Here is a 23,734-nt window from a genome sequence, read left to right as displayed (position 1 = left end):
GCAGCCAATCCTGGTTTCTCAAAACGAGAGGCTTGGTCTTTTTGTATCCCTTGGGCTACATTTTATGACACCAAGCAATTTATTGACGCTTAAGGGCTACAAATGACGACGCTCTTCGATGTAGCAGAAATGCTCAAACAAGCTCGCAAAGAGGCTCAGCTCAGTCAGGAGGCGCTGGCCAGCCGCGCAGGTGTTTCGCGCTCTACCGTGGCTCGCATGGAAACAGTCGCCAAGGGCGATATGAGCGTGGCAGCCCTCGTTCGCCTGCTGGAGGCAGCCGGCTATGACCTGAGGATGGTCAGGGCAGGCCATGTGCGTACGGTTGAGGACATACTCGCCGAACAACGTTCGGGGGTGGCAGATCAATGATACTGGACGTCCATGTCTGCGGTAGAACGGTTGCCAGGCTGTACCGTGAAAGAGACGAATACGTCTTGCACTACCTCCCGCAAACAGCGGCAGCCGATTTCGTCAGCCTGGCACTACCGGTACGTGAGGCGCCTTGGCGCTGGCCACGTGATCTGTTCCCTTTTTTTCGCCAGAACTTGCCTGAGGGCTACCTGCTGGGCGTCATTCGCGAAGAGTTCGGTGCATTGCTTGACGGTACAGATCTTTCTCTGCTGGCCGTGATTGGTGCAACCGGTATTGGCCGGGTCACGATCACCCCCGAGGGCGTCAGACCAAAAGCCGAAATAGAGCCATTGGAAATCAGTCATCTACTGACGGCAGAAAATACCGCCGGGCATTTTGCGACACTGGTACGCCGTTATGCCCGGGCAGCAATTTCAGGCGTGGTGCCCAAATTCATCGCCCAGGATGTGAGCGTTAACAAGCTACCGTTAGGCAAGCCCACTTTGCGCACCCGCTTTCACATCATCAAGGGTTCTGACGATACGACACCTTATCTGGGCTTTAACGAGTTCTACACCATGCGGGTTCTGGAGCGTCTGCAGACCGCCCCCGTAGCGCCATGCCGCATGTCGGAAGACGGCCGGGTTCTGGTGGTGGATCGCTTTGATGTAGATGAGCATGGCGTTGCATCTCACGGTGTGGAAGATGCCTGTGGTTTGCTGGGGCTGCCACCCCACGAAAAGTACGCAACAACCATAGAACGTGTATGCAATGCCACCCAGGTTTATGTACCTGCCGAACATCTGCGCAAGCAACGCGAACACCTGGGCTGGCACCTGCTGACAAACTATGTGGTGCGTAATGCAGACTGCCATGCCAAGAACATCGCGTTGTATTACACCTCACTGGCAGACGTGAGGTTCTCGCCTGTTTACGATCTAGTCACAACCCAGGCCTACCCGCGCTTCGCAGCAAATCCGCCCGGTTTATCTATAGGAGGTCGGCAGACCTGGACACCGGGGCGCACACTGGAAACTTTTTTCAATGCTCGCCTGGGCATTGGCCCTCGCCAGTATGCAGCGATGGTCGAGCAGTTGTGCGAGTCCGCAGTCGTTACCGGCAGAGAAGTGATTGAAGCCGCAAAGAACGAGCCGGCCTGGCGCGATGTAGCAAAACAGATGGTACACGCCTGGAACGAAGGCATGCAGACACTGCGCAGTTCAAAGGCCGCGCCCCACCTGCGCGGGCTGGATGCTGCCATCCATGAAGCCGGGTTCTCCGACCCCATCGCACCTGAGGATAACCGGATACAGGTCGGCCGCTCAGAGTTGCTGGCTCCACGAAAGCGTTAGAGGCAACACTGTTTCGCACATTTCAACATGCCTCCCGCTGGAGGTGACTCAACCCGAAAGCCAGGCGGATCGCTCACAACCGTGTGCATGTGAGTAAGTGGGCGCTATCGCGTCTGACTCTGGCGATCCAGCCACCGGAGCTGCAAACCAACTGAGACCACCACAGGTTGAGGCCAAGACTTCGAAGGGCGTACCCTGACACTTTCGGTCGGGCAACCTCTGCCGAGACCTCGTGAAAACTGGTAACCCTGCCATGAGCCTCGACCTGCAACAGCTCTACAACAAAGCCTGGTTATTCGCCGCCCAGGCTCACCTGGGGCAGACGCTGAAAGCCTCGGATCTGCCCTACGCCGCTCATGTGGCGATGGTCGCCAACGAGTTGATCTTCGCTGATCGCCACGAGTCGGTCGGCGCCCTGGACATCGCCCTGCCCGCCGCACTGCTGCACGATGTGGTGGAAGACACCGGCATCAGCCAGCAGGCGCTGGCCGAGGTGTTTGGCGAACCGGTGGCGGCCACCGTGGCCAGCCTGAGCAAGAACCTGATCGCGCCTTACTCTGACGAACGATACCTGCAAGGCATCGCCGCACACTCGCGCGAGGCTGCGGTGATCAAACTGTGCGATCGCATCACCAACCTGCAATCGGCGCCCGACAGCTGGTCGCATGCCAAACGCAGTTCCTACCTGGCCGAATCGGCGCAGATTCTCAGTACGCTCGGCCATGCGCATGGCTACCTGCGCGAACGGCTGCTGGCGGCCATGGCGAGTTACCGGCAGCGTTACGTTGATATCAACTGATTCAATCGCCAGAAGCGCCTGATGAGCGCCTGCGCAGGTAATCGACTGCTCAAGCACCCACATTCTGCAAACACGGCGCACAGCGGCGAATCATCTTGCCAATGCGTCCATCAGCGCTGGCGAGATAGCGTGCTCGACTCAACGGCCTTTTTGCCGCGTGCCGAGATCACGCTCGCCAGGATGATGATCGCCGCCCCCAGCAACATGCGCAGCGAAGGTTCTTCACTGAACAACGCCCAGGCGCAGGCGATGGCGTACACCGGTTCCAGCGCGATGATCAGGCCGGCGCTGCGCGCGTCCAGGGTTTTCAGGCTGCGGACGAACAGGTACTGCGACAGGCCGGTGCAGAACACCCCGAGCACCGCCAGATAGACCCAGTCCATGCTGCTCAGTACGTGCTGGCCCAGGCTGTTGACCACGAACGGCGCCACCAGCAGCGATACCGTGAGGTTCTGCCAGAACGCGACCTGCATCGAGTCCAGGCCCTTGATGTAACGGCGGTTGACGATGGCCAGCAAGGCAAACGAGAAACCCGACCCCAGCCCCCACAGCAAGCCGATGGTGCCTTGGTCGGCGAAGTCGAAGGACGGCACCACCAGCACCAGGCCGAGGCTGACCAAGGCAACCAGCACAGCCTCACCGAACCTGATGCGCTCACGGAACACCACTCGGTCGATCAATGCAATGAACGCCGGAAAGCTGGCGAACCCGAGCGTGGCGACCGCCACACCGCCGACCTTCACGGCGATGAAAAAGCTGATCCAGTGTGAGGTCAGAAACACCCCCGACACAGCCAGCACCGCCAGCTTGCGCCCGTTCAGGCCGCTGAATACCGGGCGCCCCTGCAACTGGGCAAACGCGCCCAGTGCCAGTACCGCGAAGGCCGCACGACCGAAGGTGATGATGCTGGAATCAGCCTGGATAAGCGCACCGAGGATGCCGGTCAGACCAAACAGAATGGCGGCGATGTGCGCAGAAATCAGGGCATTGCGATGCACTGTCGCGCAGGAAGCCTGCGCAACATTGGAGGAAACGATCATGGCAGTAATCTCAAAATTTAGGCGAACGCAGCCGGTCTGTGCTGGCTTGCGCACTGGTTTTGTTCAATCAATTCATGGGTTATCTGGCAGCCGATAAAGCCTAGGGGCTGTTGACGTTTCAGCGCAGGCCGCGTTGCAGCGCCAAATCGTGTCAGGCGAGGCGAAGGACGCAAGAAAGGGTCACTCCCTTTTCAAGTCCTTCAACAAAGCATGGCGCGATTTGGGGCGCAACCCGCAGGGCCGTGGCTGTTTTGTCGCATGCACCCCAACAGAGTGAAGCCTGTGCAGGCCGACAAAACAGACCTCGGCGCGGTTGTGATGAACCGACAACAGCCCCTATTACCATGGCGCCGCAACATTGAAAGGCTCTTCCCTGAGCTTTGATGCAAGTTCGCCTGAACGGTGAGTCATGCACGTGCTGTGCATGACTCTTTACCGCCCCGGGCCGCGTGGTGCCCAAGGCGGTAAATCAAACAAGGATCAGGTCAAGACGACCCGATACCTTACTGAGCATTGATCCAGATGGTCTTAAGCTCGGTGTACTGATCATGCGCCCACTGCGACTTGTCGCGACCGCCAAAGCCTGACTCGCCGTAGCCTCCGAACGGCGTCGAAGCGTCGCCTTCACCGAAGCAGTTGACGGTGACGATACCGGCGCGAATCTCGCGCGATAGACGGATCGCGTTGCGCAGGTTGCTGGTGTAGGCCGAGGCCGCCAGGCCGTAAACGGTGTCGTTGGCCAGGGCAATGGCCTCATCAATGGTGTTGAAGGTGGTGACGCTCAAGACCGGGCCGAAGATCTCTTCGACGAACAGTTTGTCGCCAGCTTTCACGCCATCAACAATGGTCGGCTCGATGAACACGCCATCACGGGTGTTACCGCCTTCAACCACCTGCAGTTGCGCTTCAACAGCATGCTCCAGGTACGAGCGAACCTTCTCGAAGTGCGACTTGCTGACCATCGCGCCCAGGCGATTGGCCGGGTCCAGCGGGTCGCCCAGTTGCCAGTCGCGCACGTGCACCTTGATGCGCTCGAGCAGCTTGTCTTTGACGTCGCGGTGCACGATCAGCCGCGAGGACGCCGAGCAGTTCTCGCCCATGTTCCAGAACGCACCGGCCACCAGGTACTGGGCCACTTCGTCGAGGTCTTCGACGTCGTTCATCACCACCGCCGGGTTCTTGCCACCCAGTTCCAGCACCACACGCTTGATGTTCGACTCGGCCGAGTACTTGAGGAACAGCCGGCCGGTGTCGGTCGAGCCGGTGAAGCTCACCGCCGCGATGTCCATGTGCCGGCCGATCGGCTCGCCGACTTCGCGGCCACCGCCAGGCACGATGTTGAACACGCCCGCCGGCACGCCGGCCTGATGGGCCAGTTCCGCAACGCGCAGGGCGGTCAGGGTGGTTTCCTTGGCCGGCTTGACCACGATCGAGCAACCGGCGGCCAGCGACGGGCCGATTTTCCAGGCCAGCATCAGCAGCGGGAAGTTCCACGGCAGCACCAGACCGACCACCCCGATGGCTTCACGGACCACGGTGGTTACCGCACCGGCACCGGTCGGGGCGCTGAAGTCGTAGATCTTGTCGATCAGTTCGGCATGCCAACGCAGGGTGTGGATGGTCTCCGGCACGTCGACGTTCTGGCATTCGCTGACCGGCTTGCCGCTGTCCAGGCTTTCCAGCACTGCCAGTTCATGGGCGTGGTCTTCCAGCAGTTGGGCAAAATCCAGCAGGATATGCTTGCGTGCCGCCGGCGCCAGCTTGCTCCAGCGACCGTCTGCGAAAGACTCTTTAGCGGCTTTGACCGCCAGATCGACGTCGTCGCTGTTGCCGGCGGCGATGTTGGCCAGCAGCTCACCGGTGGCCGGGTTGGTGGTGGCGAAGGTATTGCCCGACAGCGCATCACGGAATTCACCGTTGATGAATGCCTGGGTCGGGAATTTCAGTTCAGCGGCCAGCGCCTTGTACTGTTCTTTGCTCAGCAGGTCGGCCATCTCAGGCACCTCCGGTGATTTGCGCGATGTTGCGCTTGAGGGTGCTGACCACCTCGCTCAGCGCTTGTTTCTCGGAATCGGTCAGGCCTTGCAACGGCGCACGCACGCTACCGGTTTTCAGGCCTTGCAGCTCGCTGCCGTACTTGATCGACTGGACGAACTTGCCGTTTTCCAGGAAGTCCATCAGCGGCATCAGCTCAGCCATGATCCGACGGCCCTTGTTGAAGTCTTTCTCGATCACACAGGCCTCAAACAGCGCCACGTGCTCACGCGGGATGAAGTTGGAGCCGGCGCAAACCCAGCTCTGTGCGCCCCAGGCAAAGAATTCCAGGGCCTGGTCGTCCCAGCCGCACGACAGGGCGATGTTCGGGTATTTCACCGCAGTGCGGTGCAGGCGGTTCATGTCGCCCGAGCTTTCCTTGATGGCGATGATGTTTTGCACATCGGCCACCGCATCGAAGAACTCGTCGTCCATGGCCACGCTCATGCGGCCTGGGTAGTTGTAGAGCATGATCGGCAGGCCGGCAGCGCGGTCCACGGCTTTGACGTGAATAGCGATTTCCTGCTGGGTCGGCAGTGCGTAAGGCGGGGTGCCGACCAGCAGCGCGTCAGCCTTGATCGACTTGGCGTGTTCGGCATAGGCGACCGAATCTTCGGTGCGAATCGCGCCGGTGCCGATGATCAGTGGCAGGCGGCCGTTGATCACGTCCTTGGCCTGGGCTGCCAGGTCGAAGCGCTCCTGGCTGGTGTGCGCGTAGTACTCACCGGTGGAGCCGCCAATGATGATGCCGTGCACCTTCTGAGCGATCAGGTATTCCAGAACCTCGGCAAAGGCCGAAGCGTCGATCGAGCCGTCAGCCTTGAGCGGGGTGATGGCCGGAGTGTAGATGCCTTCGAATTTCATGGGGTTAACCTCCACTGGGTAAGACGCCGCGCTCATCGGCGCGGCTGGTTGTTTTTCAGGACAGCGAAGCCGCCTGCTGCAGGTTCAGCGAGCGGGTTTCAGGGGCAAGAGCAAGGGAGAACAGCAGCCCGACCAGGGTCACGGCGGCGGCGGCATACATGGTGAAACCGATGCCGTAGCTGTCGAGCGCCATAGGCACCAGCCAGGTGCCGACCGCTGCGCCGACCCGCGACAGCGAGGTGCCGACGCCGACCGCGCAAGCACGGATTTCGGTCGGAAACAGCTCGTTGGGGTAGACCAGTTGTAGCACCTGGGCGCCGCCGATAAATAGCGCGTACGCACCGAACAATGTAAGGATCAGGACCTGCGAAGCGTCGTGGAAAGCGGCCAGACCCAGCAGCGCGATACCCGAGAGCAGGAAGCTATAGATCAGCATGCTGCGCCGGCCCATGCTGTTGATCAGGTTGGTGGCGATGATGCAGCCGATCACGAACAGGAAGGTGATGATGATCGAGCCAAAGGCCGCCCAGTCACCCTTGAGGTTCAACGCCGCCAGCACCGTCGGCGCGAAGGCGTACACGGCAAACACCGGGATCACCGAGCAGCTCCAGAACATCGCGACGAACAACATGCGCTTGCCATAGCCCGAATGCAGCAGGCTGAGTACCGACAGTTTTTTCTCTTTCGGTTGCTCAGGCAGGTTCTGCAACGAGAAGTCCGGGCCATAGACCTGTTTGATGATTGCCTCGGCTTCGCCGGGCCGGCCTTTACCGAGCAGCCAGCGCGGCGACTCGGGAGTCCCCAGACGGACCACAAACAGCGCCGCACCGATGATTGCCGAGCTGGACAGCACCAGACGCCAGCCGTCTTCGCCACCGTGCCGCAAGATAAAGTCACCGGACAGATAGGCCGTCGCAGCACCGGCGAACCACAGAATGGTCAGGGTCGCCAGGCGCGGGCCGCGGTATTTTTTGGGCAGGAATTCGACCAGCAGCGAGGTGGCCACCGGGTACTCGATGCCCACCGCCACGCCGATCATGAAACGCAGCAGGAACAGGGTCACTTCCGACTCGACCCACAACTGCGCCACCGAGGCCAGCACGAACAGGGTCGGGCCAACGAAGAAAATGCGTTTGCGACCGAACCGATCGGTCAGCCAGCCACCGAAAAAACCGCCGAAGAAAATGCCGATCAGTGCCGAGGCGGCGATCATGCCTTGCCAGAACGCACTCAGGCCCAGTGCAGCCGTCATCTGCAGCATGCACACGCCGATGATGCTCAGAACGTAACCATCGACGAACGAGCCACCACCGGAGCGGACCGTCAGCAGCTTGTGGAACGAGTTGAGCGGTACGTCCTCGATTGAGGTATGGGGCATTGTCATTATTGTCTCCAAAAACCGTTAATTCAGGCTAAACGAACCCGCAAAGCCAAACAGCGGTTCAGCCCTGAAAACTCGTCAAGCCTTGTGAATCGGTAAAACCGGCCGTCTGGACGGCCGTTGGGGCGACCACGCGATCCCCCCGCCTGCACACTCAGCTTTCTCGTCCTGCCCGGTACTGCCCCCACATCAGGTTGAAGTTCACCCCTGCCGAGAGAAACGGCTCTGGCGGGTTGCGGTTCGGACCCGGCGAACCCAGCAGGTAATCGGTCAGGTCGTCGCGCTGGCCGGCCAGCCAGTTGGCCAGCAAGGTGCCGGTCACTGTGCCGCGAGTGATGCCCAGGCCGTTACAGCACAGCGCACCGAAAACGTTGGGCGCCAGTTCGCCGAAGTGCCCGGCGTGGTTGCGCGACAGCGCCAGGGCACCGCCCCAGGTGTATTCGAAATCGACCTGCGGCAGCATCGGAAAACGCGCCGCGAACGACGCACGGTGGCGGTTGACGAAGCGCTGCAGATACTTCTGGTTGGCACGGCCGTCCGGGTTGAAGCTGAAACTGTTGCGGATCAGCAGACGGTTGTCCGGCGTGCGCCGCACGGTGGTGCCGAAGGTGTCGGCCGGAATCACGCCCCAATAGGGTTTGCCGCCCAGCCGCTGCTGCTCTTCATCGGTCAGCGTGCGGGTGATGCTGGCGTAGGTGAACACCGGCAGCATGCGGCCTTTGAGAAAGCCAAAGCTCATGCCGAACGCATTGTTGGTCAGCACCAGTTTGTCGGCGGTGATACTGCCGTGGGCATGGCGCAGCACAATCTTGTCGCCGTACTCCACATCGGTGATCGGCGTGTGTTCATACAAGGTGACGTTGGCCGGCAACGTGTCGGCCAGGCCTTTGACCAGCGCTGAAGGCTGGATCAGCACCGTGCCCGGAGTGAACAGCGCTTTGCGATAAAAATGCGTGCCGATGTGCGCAGGGATGTCGGCTTGCTCGATCACCTCGTAAGGCTGGCCGAGTTTGTCCAGACCACGACGGTAGGCATCCAGCACTGCAATACCACGGTCTTCCACTGCCGCCTGATACTTGCCGCAGGCTTTCATCTGGCAATCGATGCCATGCTGCTCGACCACCTCACGCAGCAACGACTGGCCGGTGAGGTTGAGCTTCATGTTGATATTGGCGGTGTCCAGATCACCGATGTAGTCATCGGCACCAATGTCGTGGGGCAGGTCGATGGCGAACCCGGCGTTACGCCCGGAGGTGCCAAAACCCACTTCCTGGGCTTCGACCAGCACGATTTCGTCATTCGGGAAATTCAGCGCCAGTTGCCGGGCAGCCGCCAGGCCGGTAAAGCCGGCACCCACCACCACCCAACGCGCGGAACTCTTGCCGGCATGGGCAGGCTTTGGCTGGCGCTTGCGGCTGAGGTGATACCAACCGCAGGTGGTATCGTCTGCGGGCAGATGAGTTACTTTCGTCATTGCTGGGACCTGCGCTTTATTGTTCGATTTGTCTGGCCTGCTGTGCCGCCAGGTGTAGCTACTCAATAGGTAAACGCCACAGAAGCGGCCATTGGTGTGGCGTATTCGGCCATGCGCCGTCTGGACAGCTCGAAATGCTCGCCCACCACCACCGCTGCCCTGGCGGCGTCGCGCTGCTCGATGGCTTCGATCATCTGGTCATGCTGCTCGCAGGCCAGTTGCAGGTCGCGCTGCATGTCATCGCTACTGGGGTGGCGGTAGAAAATCCGTCCGAGCCGCGCATGGTCGATCAGCAAGCGGCGCAGGCTGGGCAGCAAATAATCGTTGTGGGCCATCTTGCCGATTTCGAGATGGAAGGCATCGTTGTGGATAACCCGCGCATCGACGTCGTTGTCCACGATGGCCTGGCGAAACTGTTCCTGAATACCTTTGAGCACCACAATCTGCGCTGCACTGGCATGACTGGCCGCCAGTTGCGTGGTGGCGCTGTAGATCAGCGGCGCGGCCAGAAAAAAGCCGCGCAGCGACTCATGGCCCATTGACGCGACCCGCGGTGCGCGCTGGGTTTCCAGCTCGATGTAGCCTTCGGCGGCAATCTGGCGCAGCAGCTCACGCACTGGCGGACGTGACAGACCGAACTCGTTGCCTAGCAACAGTTCATCAATGACCTGACCCGGAATCAGCTCCATGTTGAGGATGCGGCGACGCAGTGCATCGCCCAAGGCAGCCTTACGGTCCTGGGGAGCGTCGGCGCTGGATTGATCAACTTCGGAACAGGCTTTCATGATGATTATTCTGCTGGCCGCGGAGCAATGTCTACAATTTGTCTAACAAATATAAGAGCCTGTAAGACAATGTGTCTACACCGTTTTTCACGGGTGTCGCTCCCAGACAACAGCGCTTCTTGCCGAAGCCTGTCAAACCTTTTAAAAATCAGCAGGTCGCTGAAAAAAGCCGCTCATCGATGTCGGTTTTGGAGCGTTTTCAGCGCGGACCGAAGCGCTTTTCAAACTGCCCGGCACCGGCTTTGAGCAGGCCAGCCTGCACCAGCAAGGGAGTGATGGCCGCGTCAGGCTGTACCTGGCCGCTGAGCTGCAGGCGTTGCTGCACAGGTTGCATACGGGCTTGCAGGCGATGTTCGCCAGCGCGCTCGATCTCGGCCAGCAGTTGCAGGCCTTGCTGGCAATTGGCCGAGATCCGGGCACTGCCCAGGGTCAACGACCAGGGCGCCAGCATCGCGAGCTGCTGCCCGCTCAGTTCACCCTGGCTGCCGATACAACGGCTGCCGCGCGCCTCGAATTGCAGCGCGCCTTGCCACTGGCCATCGAGCAGGTAGTCGCTGCGGCTAGTGGCCTGCACCGGCGCAGGTTGCAAGCGGGCTTGCCAGCGCCACGGCCAGCCCTCGACACGCAAGGCCCAGGCTTGCTGCTGAAGGCCGGCATCGACCTGTAATTGACGCTGCAACGGACGCAGTTGCCAGCTCAACGGCCCGACCAGCCCTAGCCGCTCGATACGCCCATGCCACAGGCTGCCGCTGACCTGTTCAGGCTGCCAGCCCGGCGCCCAGTCGAACCCGCGCAACACCCAACTGGCGGGCAGCTTGACCAGCAGGGTCAGGGCGAACACCAGCACACCTGCGCACCACAGGCCACGACTCAAGGCTGCGCCCCGCTGCGGCTGACATCCAGATTGAACACCAGCCCGGTGCCGCTCTGCTCCAGGCTCCAGCGCAGCGGCCGGGCGCCCTGCTCCTGAACACCGCGCATCAGTTGCGCAAGCTTCTCGGCGCGCGACACCTCGCCGCGCACCTGCCAGACTTCGCCACGCTGTTCGACGGCGGTCAGAGTCACGCCACGGGCGCTGGCCAGTGCCTGCCAGCGCTCATTGCTCAACCCGTCGCCGCGCTGCAACAGCCGCGCCTGAGCGGCCAATGCCTGCCATTGCTGCACGGACCGGACATAGTCGACCAACGGCCGGCCCAGCAACACCAGCACCAGCGTCAGCACCACCACCCAACCGCCCAGCAACAGATAACGGCGCGGCGCGGGCAGCGCGGCATAGCCTTGGGTCAGGCGTTGCAACAGATCATTCATGGCTGGACTCCCAGATCGAAACGCACGGTCAGCAGCGCGCCGTTTTCACTCGGCTCGGCACTGGCGGTGGCGCCAGCCGCTTTCGCCAGGCTTTGCCAATGCTCGGCAGCAGGCGCTGTGGTATTGCCGCTTAACACCAGCCGCCAGGTCCGTCCGTCGAAGTAACTGCCCGACACGCCCCAGGCCTGCTGGCTGCCCAGCCAGTTGCCGATGGCCTGCTCAAGCATCACCAGTTGCTCTTGCCGCACCCGCCAGTCGGTCTGTTCGCTCTGTAAGCGCGCCAGCTCACGACTGGCCTGACGGGTATTGGCCAGCGGACCGGTCAGCGCCTGGACCTCAGCCTTCCAGCCCGGCACCTGACCGAGCCACTGCACCAGACTCAGACTCGCCCAGCACAGGCCCAACACTGCCGCCACCGCCAACAGACGACGCTGTACAGGATTGAACAACGCGGTTTTAGCCCGCCGTACCTGACGCGCTTGCAGCAAGTTCGGCAAGCGCTGTAAATCCGCGTACTGCGGCGGCCAGTCGCCGTGCATGCAGGCGTCGCTGCGCCAGCCTTCAGGCGGCTCGCCCAGCGCGTCTGGCCACACCAGCCATTGCTGGCGTCCTTGCTCATCGGCGCGCACCAGATAGCGCGCATCATCGCGAACCCAGCAACGCACCTCACCAGCATCTGCCAGAGGCATCAGTTGCAGCTCGGCCCATAGAGACTCAGGCGTGATACCCAATTGCTCGGCCTCGCTCAGCCATTGCTGAACCTGCGCCTTGTTGACCACCAGCAGTTGCAGGTGCCCGGCGCTGCGCGCCAGGCAATGCACCTGCACCTGCTCCGGCGGTTGCTGCAACTGATCTTCAAGCAACAGCGGCCATTCATGACGCTTGAGCCCAGGCGGCGCTGCGACCTGAAAGTGGCTGCAATGCATCGCCGGAATCAGCAGTGCCACACGTGCCGCTTGCAAAGTATCGGCCGGTGGCGGCCAACTGCCCTGTTGATTACCCGGTACACGCCGCCACTGCCAGCCGCCAGCTTCGGGGCGTACCAGCAGCCAGGCACATGGCTTGCGGCGACCTGGCGACAGGCGCTCAAACTGATTAATGAGGGCTGTTTTCAAGGCGTGAGATCCGCAAGATTAAAGGTGCATACATAAGGTGACCCCTGATAGTCGAACGCCAGCCGCACACCGCGGGTCGGTGATGCGGCGACGCTGGAAGGGAACGCCAGCCAGCGATTGCCCTGATAGAAGCTCCACTGCACCCGGTCGACGCCCTCCAACTGCTCACGGCGTTGCCAGCGCGGCGCAGCAACCGCGTACAAGTCTTGCGAAGTGGCCACGCTCAGGCGCCTCTCGCGTTGTTCATACAGCAGCCGCTGACGCTCCTGACGCGACGCAGCACCCGCTTCGGGCCAGGCGCTGAGCGCTACCCAATCCAGCTGGTTGGCAGCGGGTTGCCAGTCCAGTGCGTAAAGCGGCAACGGCAGGCGCTGTTCATAGAGCTGGCGCACGATCAGGCTGTCGAAACGCCGCTCCAGCGCCAGGCAGAACTCCAGCACTTGCGGCTGCTCGCTCGCCTCGCCCAGCCGCTCACGGACCTTGCTCCAACCGTTGACCAGCGCCGCCAGCACCACGCCCAATACGGCGGTCAGCGCCAGCGCCACCAGCAGCTCGATCAAGGTCAGGCCGCGCGCATGCTTCATCGTGGCCGTACCAGAAACAGGCTGAACTGGCCCAACGGCTCACGCTCGTCGCGACTGGCGAACAACCTCAGTTCACCACGGCGCAGGTCTCGCACGCCGGTCATGCCCAGCTCCAGACGCCAGTGGCAGGTCTGGTTGCCCTGCTGCAACTGGCCCTGCACCTGGTTAGCCGCCGGCCAGTACTGCTCGACACTGAAACGTGCTTCCAGCTCCCGGGCGCACAGGCTGCCGAGCCGATGCTGCTGCACCGCCTGATGCACCGCGATACGCTGGCGCAGCATCTGGCTGACCATCACCGTCATCACCGCAGCAATACCCAGTGCGACCATGACTTCCAGCAAGGTGAAACCGCGCTGCCGTTTCAATGCGCTAATCACAAGGCGTCGCCTCGCAGCAGCCGGTTGTCACTGCCCCAGCGCCAATTCTGCTGCCCGTCCGGCCATTGCCAACGCAAATTCACCGGGCCGGCGACACCGGCTGGGGTGAAGATCACCCGAGGTTCACCGGATGCTGGCCAGTCGGCACGCAACGCCTGCGGCCAGGCCGATGGCCGCCAAGGCTCAACCCGCCACTGGCCCTGCTGCCAGCGGACGAACTCAGGCTGGCGGCCATTCCAGCGCAGTCCGCTCAACTGCCCGCTATGCCGGGCCACGGCTGCCTGCTGCTGCGCCTGAGCGGCCAACTGGTCCAGCGCCTGTAATGCGGCGCCCGGCCCGCCATTGAGCCAGGCCACACTCAGGCCACTGAACAGGCCGACGATCAACAGCACGACCAGCAGTTCCAATAGCGTGAAGCCGCGGCTGCGCGTCACCGTTACAGGCTCCAGTTACCAATATCGCTGTCGGTGCCTTCGCCACCCTCGACACCGTCGGCGCCCAGCGAGTAAATGTCGATGCGCCCGTGCTGACCCGGTGCGCGGTAGCGGTACGGGTTGCCCCACGGATCATCCGGCAGGCGACGAATGTAACCATCGGCGCGCCAGGCACGGGCCAGTGGCTCTACGCTCGGCGCCTTGACCAGTGCGCTCAGGCCCTGCTCGCCGCTGGGGTAACGCAGGTTGTCGAGGCGGTACATGTCCAATGCCTGCTCCAGGGTCGACAGGTCGGCCAGCACTTTCTGGCGCATGGCCTTGTCCTGGTTGCCGAGCACGCTGGGCGCGACCACGGCGATCAGCAGGCCGATGATGAAAATCACCACCATGATTTCCATCAGGGTGAAACCGCGCTGGTTGCGGGAACGAGGCATAACAAAAGTCTCCATGAATCAGAAGGACAGGCCCTGGTTGAGCTGCATGATCGGCAGCAGCACGGCGAGGACGATAAACAGCACCACCGCGCCCATCACCAAAATCATCAGGGGTTCGAACAACGCCATGAGTGTGTCGACCTGGCGGGTGAAGCCACGCTCTTGGTTATCCGCGACCCGTTCGAGCATGTCGGGCAGCGTGCCGCTGGCCTCGCCGCTGGCAACCATGTTCAACAGCAGCGGCGGGAAATGCCCGGCGCCGGTCAAGGCACGGTGCAGGCTGACCCCGCCTTCGACCTGGGCCTGGACGCTCTGCAACGCGCGGTGCACCTCGCGATTACCGACCGTGGCGGTGGCTACCTGTAAAGCCTCCAGCAGCGGCACGCCGCTGCCGGCCAGAATCGCCAGGCTGCGCGCCAGCCGGGCGCTTTCCAGGACACCTAGCAGCTCGCCGACCTGGGGCCAGCGCAACAGCGAGCGGTCCAGGCGCAACCGCCAGTGCGGCTTGCGCAACAACCAGCCAGCGCCCGCACCACCGAGCACCAGCAGCCCGAGCAACCACGGGCCGGCCCACACCAAAGCGTCACTCAGGCCGATCAGCAGCCGGGTCACCAGCGGCAGGGTCTGGCCGCTGTGGTTGAACTGTTCGGTGAGCTTGGGCACTACGAAGGTCATCAAGCCCATCACCACCGCCAGCGAAACCAGCATCAGCACGGCGGGATAAATCATCGCGGTCCGCGCCTTGTGGCGCTGGCGCTGGACCTGCTCCAGATGCTCGGCCAGACGCTCCAGCACCGGCGCCAGCTTGCCGGAGCGTTCGCCGGCCTCAACCAGCGAGCAATACAGGCCATCGAACAGGCCACCCTGACGGCGCAGGCTCTGGGCCAGACTATGACCTTCAGCCAGCGAGCCACGCACCGCCACCAGCAGGTTGCGAATCGCCGGCTGTGCCAGTTGTCGCTCCAGCGTGCCCAGCGCATCGACCAGCGCAATGCCGGCGCTGGACAGGGTCGCCAGTTGCCGGGTCAGTTCACATAACTGGCCGTGATTGAGCCGCTGGCTGCGCGGCAGCCGGGTGCTGGCAGCCTGCACCTGCAGGCTGCGGGCAAACAGGCCCTGTTCGCGCAGCAACTGCCGGGCATGCCGTTCGTTCTCGGCTTGCAGGCTGGCTTTGCACAGGCGGCCGGCCTGGTCCAGCGCCTGATAGGAATAAGTCGGCATCGGTCAGCCCCGCACCGCGCGCAGCACTTCGGCCAGGCTGGTCTGGCCGCTGCGCAGGCAATCGCTGGCCATTGCCGCGAGGGTCTGGCGCTTGCCCTTGAGGTAATCGTGCATCGCCACCTCACTGGCGCCGTCGTAGAGCAGGCGAATCAGGCCGTCGTCCAGTTCGATGAACTCATACAGGCCAATTCGCCCGTCGTAGCCACTGCCCTGGCACTGCTCGCAACCGACGGGATGGTAGCTGTGGGTCAGTTCGGCCAGCTCCGGCCATAGTTCGCGCTCGGCCGGCTGCAAGGGCTGCGCGGTCGCACAGTGGCACAGCCGACGTACCAGCCGCTGGGCCATCACGCCCTTGAGGCTGGAGGCAATCAGAAACGGCTCGACCCCCATGTCCCGCAAGCGTGTCACCGCCCCCACCGCGCTGTTGGTGTGCAGCGTTGAGAGCACCAGATGCCCGGTCAGGCTGGCCTGCACGGCGATCTGTGCGGTTTCCTGGTCGCGGATTTCACCGAGCATGATCACGTCCGGGTCCTGACGCAGAATCGCCCGCAGACCACTGGCGAAGGTCAGCCCGGCGCGCGGGTTGATCGCGGTCTGGCCGATGCCGGTGATCGCGTATTCCACCGGGTCTTCGACGGTGAGGATATTGCACGAGCCGTCATTGAGACTGTTGAGGCTGGCGTACAGCGTGGTGGTCTTGCCCGAGCCGGTCGGCCCGGTGCTGAGCACGATACCGTTGGGTCGTGCCAGACAGGCGCGCAAGCCGCGCTCGACAGCTGCGGGCATGCCGAGGTTGGCAAGGTCCAGCAGGCTGGCCTGCTTGTCCAGTACCCGCATCACCACCCGCTCGCCGTGAATGCCCGGCAAGGTCGAAACCCGGATGTCGACTTCACGGCCTGCGGCGCGCAGGGTGATACGGCCATCCTGGGGCTGGCGCTTTTCGGCGATGTCCAGCCGCGCCATGACCTTGATCCGCGACACCAGCATGGCCGACAAGGCCCGCGGCGGACGCAGCACTTCGCGCAGATGACCATCGACCCGCAAACGGATCACCAGGCTGGCTTCAAAGGTCTCGACATGAATGTCCGAAGCCTGCAGCCGCAGCGCTTCGCCAAACAGGCCGTTGATCAGGCGGATCACCGGGGCGTCGTTATCGTTTTCCAGCAAGTCCTCGATCTTCGGCAGCTCGCTCATCAGGCTGTCGAGATCGACCTGGGCGCCGATGCCTTCGATCAGCGCTGCGGTGGCCGACTCTCCGGCCTGGTACAGGCCGCCCAGCCGCTGCTCGTAATCGGCGGCGCTCAGATGCTCGACCGCCGTCGGCCGACCATGCACGCGCAACACTTCCTGCAAGGTGTCGGTATCCGCCCCGGCGCGCAGCCATAACTGCCAGCCCTGCTCGGTCGGCACCCGGGCAACGCCGGCCTGACGCGCCAGGCGGTAAGCCAGCAGACCACTCACCAGCTCACCTGGCCCAGCCGCTCGCGGCTCGACGGGAACAACTGCAACAGGTTGTCGCTGGCCTTGCGCTCGGGCAGCGCCAGGTTGGTCGTGGTTTTGAGGTTCTGGTACTTCTCGCTGCTCAACTGCGCCAGGGTCTGGTCGTCACGGACAATGCGCGGGCGGATAAACACCATCAGATTCTGTTTGACCCGCTGGCTGGCGCTGGAGCGAAACAGCCGGCCGACCCCGGGAATATCGCCCAGCAGCGGCACGCGCTGGTCGCTGTCGGTGGTCTCATCGCCAATCAGCCCGCCCAGCACCACCAGGCCGTTGTCGGCGACCATCACCTTGGTCTTGATCTCGCGCTTGTTGGTGATCACATCGCTGGCCGCTGCGCTCTCGGCAATCGAGGAGACTTCCTGGACGATGTCCATGCGCACCGTATTGTCGATGTTGATCTGCGGCTTGATGCGCAGCTTCACCCCCACTTCACGACGCTCGATGGTCTGGTAGGGGTTGGCGTTGTTCTGGGTCACCGAACCGGTGACGAACGGCACTTCCTGACCGACCAGGATCGACGCCTCGGCGTTATCCAGGGTCAGCAGGGTCGGGGTCGAAAGCAGGTTGAAGCCGCTCTGGCCTTTGAGTGCGTTGATCAGGGCGATGAAGTTCAGCCCGCCACCGATATGCCCGACCCCGGCAGCGGCGCCCTGCACGCCCGAGAGCAATTGCGTCAGCCCGGTGCTGTCGCCACTTTGCGCCAGCGCGCCGACAGCGGCCACGCTTGGCGTGGTGCCGCCCGGAAAATTGATCGTGCCACCGCCCAGGCTGTCGTGCTGGAACAGCCACTGCACGCCAAGCTCTTGCACGCGGGTGTCGGTTACCTCGGCAATGATCGCCTCGACCACCACCTGGGCGCGGCGAATGTCCAGTTGCTCGACGATACTGCGATAGGCCGCCAGTTCACTGTCGGGACCGACCATCACCACCGCGTTGGTGCCCTCTTCATATTCCATGCGCACGCCGTTGCTGCTGACCACCAGCGGCTTCTCGCCTTCGCCAGCCGTACCGGGCGGCGCTGCGCTGTCTTCCTGACCCAGGCCGCGCAGCACCTTGACCACCTCGGCGGCATTGGCATGGCGCAGGTACATCACCACCGTATTGCTGCTTTGCAAGGCATCACGCGGTTTGTCCAGTTGCCGCAACAGGGCCCGCACGCGCTGGCGACTGTCGCTGCTGCCGCGCACCAGCAAGGCGTTGCTGCGCGGGTCGGCGACCACCTGGGCACTGTCGGCGCCCTGTTCACGGGCCAGCAGCCGCGTCATCAGTTGTGCGGTGTCGTTGGCACTGGCGTGCTTGAGGGCCATGACTTCCAGCGGTTCCTGGCTGACCTGATCGAGCTGCACCAGCAGGTTGTCGATCCGGTCCAGGTTGCTGCGCCAGTCGGTAATCACCAGCAGGTTGGCCGACGGATACGGCGTGATGACCCCGACTCGCGGGTCGATCAACGGCCGCAGGATATTGAGCATCTGTTCACTGGCGGCGTTACGCACATTGAATACCCGGGTGGCCATGCCGTCGTTGGCCTTGCCGTTGCTGCGCTTGGACTCCACCGGCACCGGCTCAAGGCGCGCCGACTCATCCGGGACGATCTTCACACTGCCGTTGGGCAAGTCTACTGCGGCAAAGCCCTGGGCACGCAATTGCGCAAGGAAGATCGCGTAGATCTCGTCACTGCCAAGCATCTCGATGCTGCGCACCGTGACCTTGCCCTTGACCCGCGGGTCGATGATGAACGTGGTGTTGGTGATGCGCGACACGCTGTCGATGAACTCCGACAGTTCGGTGTCGACGAAATTGACCTCGTAGACCGGCTCTTCTTCAGCGCCGGCCTGGCCCACGCCCAGCAGGCAGCACAGCAGGATAATGCGCAGGGGATGACGAAAGTGCTTGGTGATCATGTTCAGCCCTGTTGCTTGATGCCAAATGGAGGACGCTGCGCCGGCCACGGCAGCCGCTCGCGCTGGCCGTGGTTGTCGAAGATCAGCCCGCGTTCGTCGATGTCTTGCAGCACGATACCGGGGGCCAGCCGCTGACCGCGGCTGAGGGTGCGCTGGCGCTGTTCGAAGCGCAGCACCACCACGGTGGCCGCCAGGTCACGGCTTTTAAGGCCGCCTATGTATTCGATCGGCAGGCGGGTCAGCGGCAAGTCGCCGGAGGTCACCGCCTGGCTGTGCCAGTGCTCGCTCAACAACTGCGGCAGCGGCGCCAGCGTGACCGGCGCGGCGGCGCTGGCGCTCTTGCTGCTGATCTGCAACACACACTGCGCCGCCAGCCAGCCGCACAACGCAACCAGCAGCAGATGACTGGCACGGGTGAGGCGGCTCAAGCGTTTGTCTCGCGCGGGTGCCAGCCAGGATGGCCCTGTACGTAACGCACCGGCGGCACCGCCAGGCTCGCCAGTTGCCAACCCTCGGGGCGTTCGCGCAGCCAGGCTTCCAGGTGTTGCCACAGCGGCTGGCCGGCCTGGGCATCGACGCCCGGACCAAAGGTGCGGCACAGGCCTTCAGGTTCGCCCAGGCCGCTGACACGTTTGCCACTGGCGCTGTAGGTGACCTGCCAGGGCTGGCCGAACCAGCGCGGCAGGTCCTGGCTGTTATCGAGCAACAGCGGCTCACCGAACAGTTGCTCGGCGGCGTTTTCCAGCACTTGCGGCACCTGTTTGGCCGACACATCGACCACCGGCGCCGGATAGCTGCCGGTCAGGCTGAGCAGGTGTTCGCGGGTAATCATCTGCCCACGCTGCAACGGGCTGTCATACCGCAGGCCGGGCAGCAGCACCAGGCTGTCGGGCTTTTGTGCCAGAGCCTGATGCAGCAAGCGGTCCCAACTGCCGCCGCGCACATCACGCCGCCAGAGCGGCTCTGGTGCTCGCGCCAGCGGCTGGTCGAGCCAGCCGGCGTGGGCCGCGCGCTGCTGCTGGGCAAGCTGGCGAATCCGCTGGGCCTCGGCCTGATCGGCCGCGCTCAGCGCGCCTTCCAGCGCCGGATAAAAATGCGCACTGAACTGCCACTGGCCGTTGCGTTGCTGGCAGCGAATACGAAAGGCGCCGCTGGCTCGCATGCCGCCGAAGATCACCGGCACCTGTTTGCCAGACGCTTGCAGTGCCTGCACCGGTTGCGGCCACAGGTCCTGGCCACGGGCACAGAGCAGAATATCCAGTTGGGGAATTCGTTCGGCCAGCCACAGCCCGGGGCCGGTGCCCGTGTCGGCCAAGGCAATCACCAGATCGGCTTCGGCGCGCGCCTGCTCGAACGCCGGCCGCAGGTTGTCCAGCCATTGTTGCAGCGACGGTTTTTGATCTTTCGCGTAAGGGTCGGTGACGCCCACCACCGCGATGCGCAGCCCGCCACGGCTAAAGAAGCTCACTGACCGGGTACCGAAACGCTGCGCGGTGTCAGCGTCCAGCCCCGCGCCCAGTACCGGATGTTTGAACTGTCGGTACAAACCGGCACAGGCCTGCGGCCAGAGCAGACGCTCGTCACTGCTGACCCGCACGTCGCTGCCCAGCAGTGCACTGCCCTGCACACCGGACAAGCCTTGGGTCAGGTACGCCAGGCCACTGCCATTCCAGCACTGGCCGTTCTCCAGAGTCAGGCTATTGCCTTCCCCGGCCTCGTTGCGCAGGCGCTGCAACACGGCACCAAGCACCGGGTAACCGCCCGTTTGCACCTCACCGGCCTGGCTGGCATCGAGCAGCGGGTCAAGCATGCGTTGCTGCGCGGACCGTGCATTGGCCCCGCTGATCCAGGGGGCCTGGCCGATCCGGGTCGCCGGGCCAAGGCGCGTGGCAGGTACTACCGGCAGGCCGGGCTGGCGTGCGTCCAGGGTATCGGCGACGTACAGCAGGTCGACCTGGCCACCCTGGCCGGCGGCCCCACCCAGCGTCGAACAGGCCGATAACCAGGGAGCCATGGCGCCCATGGTCATCCACCCCAACACACCGCGCCGCCGCAAAGAGACCATCGTTCACACACCCTGGAACTGTTTCAGTACAGGGGCGGCATATTGGCGATGACAAATGACAGTTTGATGGCAGTTTTGCAACTAACGAGCCATCATCGGTGCCATCAGCAGCTGAGAAAAAGCGCCACTAACAGCAATCTATTTTTCCCGTCTTTACGACAACCAATGATTGTCAGACAAACTAACAATCAAACTCAGGACTCGCGGCGCTCCGTTTTAATAACGCTAAACCTGATAAAAATCAGTCCACTGCGTCAGGCTCATAAAAACAGCAGGTTGCATTAGAGTTTGCTCACGCGCCTGTTACATATTGAAACAAACCCTCTAAAGCTGGTGGCATAATTTAATCAAACTGCCAATTAATCATCACACTTGGCTCTTAAAGTCCGCGGTTCCTTTTCCAAACCAACTCTCATAAAAGGACCTGATGGATGAGTCGTGATACCGGCGATAACCTGAACCGCAACCCGAGCGTAAACGAACCGATGGGTTCAGTCATCGACACGTACCTGAGCCGTCGCAGCGTCGTGCGCGGTGGCCTGGGGGCGGCGATTGCCCTGATTGCCGGTACTGGCCTGACCGGCTGCTTCGACAGCGGTGGCGGCAGCTCCAGTGATGACGCGCCGACCACGCCGACCAATCCGGTCACCCCGACCCCGGAAGTGCCGAAACTGAAGCTGGGCTTCAACTCCATTCCTGGCTCGCGCACCGACGCCTGTGTGGTGGCGGCCGGTTACGTGGCCCACGTTCTGGCGCCATGGGGCACCCCGTTCAACAGCACCGCCAATGCCTGGAAAAACGACGGTACCAACACCGCTACCGACCAGGCCAACTCGGCCGGCATGCACCACGACGGCATTCATTACTTCCCGATCAATGGCAGCTCCACTGACGGCATCATCGCCATCAACTACGAGTACATTGATGAAAACGCCCTGCACCCGAACGGCCCGACCACCGTTGCCGGCAAGCGTCCGGTTGAAGAAGTGCGTAAGGAAATCAACGCCCACGGCGCCGGTGTGATGCATGTGCGCCGGGTTGATGGTCGCTGGCAGATCGTCGATAACGACCCGCTCAACCGCCGCTTCACCACCGCCTCGGTGATGAACCTGTCCGGTCCGCTCAAAGGCACCGACCACGTCAAAACCAAGTTCTCCCCGGACGGCACCCGCACCCGCGGCACCAACAACAACTGCGGCAACGGCTACACGCCATGGGGCACTTACCTGACCTGTGAAGAAAACTGGCCGGGCATTTTCGTCAACAAAGGCACCGTACCGGCCGATCAACGCCGGATCGGCGTGGCCACCGGCGAGACCAACTACCAGTGGGAAACCGCCGCCGGTGACAGCTCAGAGGTCAACGACGAGTTCCGCCGCTTCAACATCACCCCGACCGGTGCCAGCGCCACGGCGGACTACCGCAACGAAGCCAGTACCTACGGCTACATCGTCGAGATCGACCCGTACAACAACACCAGCGTGCCGGTCAAACGCACCGCGCTGGGCCGCTTCCGCCACGAAGGTTGCTGGCCGGGCCTGCTGACCGAAGGCAAGCCGGTGGTGTTCTACATGGGTGACGACTCGCAGAACGAATACCTCTACAAGTTCGTCTCCACCGCACTGTGGAGCGCGGCCGACGCCAACCCGAGTGATCGTCTGGCCACCGGCGCCAAGTACATGGACAGCGGCAAGCTGTACGTGGCGCGCTTCAACGCGGACGGCACCGGCACCTGGCTGCTGCTCGACACCACTTCCGCGACCACCGACGGCAGCACCTTGGGCGCCAAATTCACCGACCTGCCGGGCATCATCCTCAACACCCGCGGCGCAGCCGATGCGGTCGGTGCCACGCCGATGGACCGCCCGGAATGGACCGCGGTCAACCCGGTCAATGGCGACGTGTACCTGACCCTGACCAACAACTCCAGCCGCACCACCGCCAACGCTGCCAACCCGCGTGTGCCGAACCGTCACGGCCACGTGATCCGCTGGCACGACGCCGACAACCAGACCTCGTTCACCTGGGACATCTTCGTCTACGGCGCCAACGCCTCGGGCACTGCCGACCTGAACCGCTCCGGCCTGACCGAACTCAACCAGTTTGCCAGCCCGGACGGCATGACCTTCGACAGCCGCGGCATCCTGTGGATCCAGACCGACAACGGCGAATCGACCATCACCAGCTACACCAACGACCAGATGCTGGCGGTGATTCCGAGCAACATGGTGGACGCCGCCGGCAAGCAAGTCCCGGTCAACGCCAGCAACCAGGCCGACCTGCGCCGCTTCTTCGTCGGCCCCAACGGCAGCGAAGTGACCGGCGTGACCTTCACCCCGGACAACAAGAGCATGTTCATCAACATCCAGCACCCGGGTAACTGGCCGTCCACCCAGGTGGCCACTGACGTCACTGTCGGCAAGGTACGACCACGGGCGTCGACCGTCGTGATCCAGCGCGCCGACGGGGGCGAACTGGGGGTTTAATCGATCCAGGTTGCTTCAGCGGCAAATATCTTCGCCGCTGAAGCAATGGAATGGATACCCCGTAGGAGCGGCTTCAGCCGCGAAAGCTTCGCAGCTAAAGCTGCTCCTACGAGGTTCCGTGTTTTCTGCCCGATAGCGCGGTGCCGAAGCAGCTTAGTCGCGAAGGCTTCCCGGCTAAAGCGGATCACCGTCGGTGTTAACCGAAAAAGCAGATACTTGACATCCT

At 62.8% G+C, this 23,734-nt stretch carries 22 protein-coding genes; 4 read left to right on the top strand and 18 right to left on the bottom strand.

What is annotated here, in order from left to right:
• The first annotated feature begins 102 nt into the window (after positions 1 to 102).
• The 3 genes from PSCI_RS12645 (at position 103) to PSCI_RS12635 (ending at position 2,502) form a co-directional block, all read left to right on the top strand.
• Positions 103 to 369, top strand: a complete 267-nt coding sequence (locus PSCI_RS12645) for a helix-turn-helix domain-containing protein (RefSeq protein WP_045487168.1) — start codon at positions 103 to 105, stop codon at positions 367 to 369.
• Positions 366 to 1,703 (top strand): type II toxin-antitoxin system HipA family toxin, encoded by a 1,338-nt coding sequence (locus tag PSCI_RS12640; RefSeq protein WP_045487167.1) that lies wholly within the window; start codon positions 366 to 368, stop codon positions 1,701 to 1,703. Before PSCI_RS12645 ends, PSCI_RS12640 begins: the two co-directional genes overlap by 4 nt.
• Positions 1,704 to 1,956: 253 nt before the next feature.
• The gene (locus PSCI_RS12635; protein WP_045487166.1) at positions 1,957 to 2,502 is read left to right on the top strand and encodes an HD domain-containing protein; all 546 of its coding nucleotides are present in this window, start codon (positions 1,957 to 1,959) and stop codon (positions 2,500 to 2,502) included.
• A gap of 110 nt (positions 2,503 to 2,612) precedes the next feature.
• Here the strand turns inward: PSCI_RS12635 and PSCI_RS12630 are convergent, their stop codons facing one another.
• The 18 genes from PSCI_RS12630 to PSCI_RS12545 form a co-directional block, all read right to left on the bottom strand.
• On the bottom strand, positions 2,613 to 3,539 hold the full coding sequence (locus PSCI_RS12630; RefSeq protein ID WP_045494204.1) for a DMT family transporter: 927 nt from the start codon (positions 3,537 to 3,539) through the stop codon (positions 2,613 to 2,615).
• A 506-nt stretch (positions 3,540 to 4,045) separates the two neighbouring features.
• Positions 4,046 to 5,536, bottom strand: a complete 1,491-nt coding sequence (locus tag PSCI_RS12625; protein ID WP_045487165.1) for an aldehyde dehydrogenase — start codon at positions 5,534 to 5,536, stop codon at positions 4,046 to 4,048.
• A gap of 1 nt (position 5,537) precedes the next feature.
• On the bottom strand, positions 5,538 to 6,440 hold the full coding sequence (locus PSCI_RS12620; RefSeq protein WP_045487163.1) for a dihydrodipicolinate synthase family protein: 903 nt from the start codon (positions 6,438 to 6,440) through the stop codon (positions 5,538 to 5,540).
• Positions 6,441 to 6,495: 55 nt separating this feature from the next.
• Positions 6,496 to 7,824: an MFS transporter gene (locus PSCI_RS12615; RefSeq protein ID WP_045487161.1), complete on the bottom strand. Its 1,329-nt coding sequence runs from the start codon at positions 7,822 to 7,824 to the stop codon at positions 6,496 to 6,498.
• Between the two features lie 151 nt (positions 7,825 to 7,975).
• The gene (locus PSCI_RS12610) at positions 7,976 to 9,295 is read right to left on the bottom strand and encodes an NAD(P)/FAD-dependent oxidoreductase (protein ID WP_045487160.1); all 1,320 of its coding nucleotides are present in this window, start codon (positions 9,293 to 9,295) and stop codon (positions 7,976 to 7,978) included.
• A 62-nt stretch (positions 9,296 to 9,357) separates the two neighbouring features.
• Positions 9,358 to 10,080, bottom strand: a complete 723-nt coding sequence (locus tag PSCI_RS12605) for a GntR family transcriptional regulator (protein WP_045487159.1) — start codon at positions 10,078 to 10,080, stop codon at positions 9,358 to 9,360.
• Between the two features lie 199 nt (positions 10,081 to 10,279).
• Entirely contained in the window at positions 10,280 to 10,954 is a 675-nt protein-coding gene (locus PSCI_RS12600) for a hypothetical protein (protein ID WP_045487158.1), read from the bottom strand.
• On the bottom strand, positions 10,951 to 11,388 hold the full coding sequence (gene gspM, locus PSCI_RS12595; protein ID WP_045487148.1) for a type II secretion system protein GspM: 438 nt from the start codon (positions 11,386 to 11,388) through the stop codon (positions 10,951 to 10,953). Before gspM ends, PSCI_RS12600 begins: the two co-directional genes overlap by 4 nt.
• The gene (locus PSCI_RS12590) at positions 11,385 to 12,503 is read right to left on the bottom strand and encodes a type II secretion system protein GspL (RefSeq protein WP_052483389.1); all 1,119 of its coding nucleotides are present in this window, start codon (positions 12,501 to 12,503) and stop codon (positions 11,385 to 11,387) included. The genes gspM and PSCI_RS12590 overlap by 4 nt, the downstream gene beginning before the upstream one ends.
• Positions 12,500 to 13,087, bottom strand: coding sequence for a prepilin-type N-terminal cleavage/methylation domain-containing protein (locus PSCI_RS12585; protein WP_045487145.1), 588 nt, complete (start codon positions 13,085 to 13,087; stop codon positions 12,500 to 12,502). The genes PSCI_RS12590 and PSCI_RS12585 overlap by 4 nt, the downstream gene beginning before the upstream one ends.
• The gene (locus tag PSCI_RS12580) at positions 13,084 to 13,461 is read right to left on the bottom strand and encodes a type II secretion system protein (protein WP_269451216.1); all 378 of its coding nucleotides are present in this window, start codon (positions 13,459 to 13,461) and stop codon (positions 13,084 to 13,086) included. The genes PSCI_RS12585 and PSCI_RS12580 overlap by 4 nt, the downstream gene beginning before the upstream one ends.
• Positions 13,461 to 13,898 (bottom strand): prepilin-type N-terminal cleavage/methylation domain-containing protein, encoded by a 438-nt coding sequence (locus tag PSCI_RS12575; RefSeq protein ID WP_045487143.1) that lies wholly within the window; start codon positions 13,896 to 13,898, stop codon positions 13,461 to 13,463. Before PSCI_RS12575 ends, PSCI_RS12580 begins: the two co-directional genes overlap by 1 nt.
• Positions 13,899 to 13,900: 2 nt before the next feature.
• On the bottom strand, positions 13,901 to 14,332 hold the full coding sequence (gspG, locus tag PSCI_RS12570) for a type II secretion system major pseudopilin GspG (protein WP_084709954.1): 432 nt from the start codon (positions 14,330 to 14,332) through the stop codon (positions 13,901 to 13,903).
• 18 nt (positions 14,333 to 14,350) lie between these two features.
• On the bottom strand, positions 14,351 to 15,553 hold the full coding sequence (gene gspF / locus PSCI_RS12565) for a type II secretion system inner membrane protein GspF (protein WP_045487135.1): 1,203 nt from the start codon (positions 15,551 to 15,553) through the stop codon (positions 14,351 to 14,353).
• A gap of 3 nt (positions 15,554 to 15,556) precedes the next feature.
• Entirely contained in the window at positions 15,557 to 17,005 is a 1,449-nt protein-coding gene (locus PSCI_RS12560) for a GspE/PulE family protein (RefSeq protein ID WP_084710227.1), read from the bottom strand.
• Between the two features lie 5 nt (positions 17,006 to 17,010).
• Positions 17,011 to 18,957 carry a type II secretion system secretin GspD gene (gene gspD / locus PSCI_RS12555; RefSeq protein WP_084709952.1) on the bottom strand — a complete coding sequence of 649 codons (1,947 nt, stop codon included), beginning with the start codon at positions 18,955 to 18,957 and terminating at the stop codon, positions 17,011 to 17,013.
• Positions 18,958 to 18,959: 2 nt separating this feature from the next.
• Complete coding sequence (locus PSCI_RS12550) at positions 18,960 to 19,385, bottom strand: pilus assembly protein PilZ (protein ID WP_045487129.1); 426 nt, start codon at positions 19,383 to 19,385, stop codon at positions 18,960 to 18,962.
• Positions 19,382 to 21,022, bottom strand: coding sequence for a lipoprotein UxpA (locus tag PSCI_RS12545; protein WP_045487126.1), 1,641 nt, complete (start codon positions 21,020 to 21,022; stop codon positions 19,382 to 19,384). The genes PSCI_RS12550 and PSCI_RS12545 overlap by 4 nt, the downstream gene beginning before the upstream one ends.
• Positions 21,023 to 21,453: 431 nt before the next feature.
• Here PSCI_RS12545 and PSCI_RS12540 point away from each other — a divergent pair, with 431 nt between their 5' ends.
• Positions 21,454 to 23,508, top strand: a complete 2,055-nt coding sequence (locus PSCI_RS12540) for a PhoX family protein (protein ID WP_045487123.1) — start codon at positions 21,454 to 21,456, stop codon at positions 23,506 to 23,508.
• Positions 23,509 to 23,734 lie beyond the last annotated feature (226 nt).

This window comes from Pseudomonas sp. StFLB209, from assembly GCF_000829415.1.
Lineage (GTDB): Bacteria > Pseudomonadota > Gammaproteobacteria > Pseudomonadales > Pseudomonadaceae > Aquipseudomonas.
This window is presented reverse-complemented; position numbering and strand designations above follow the sequence as displayed.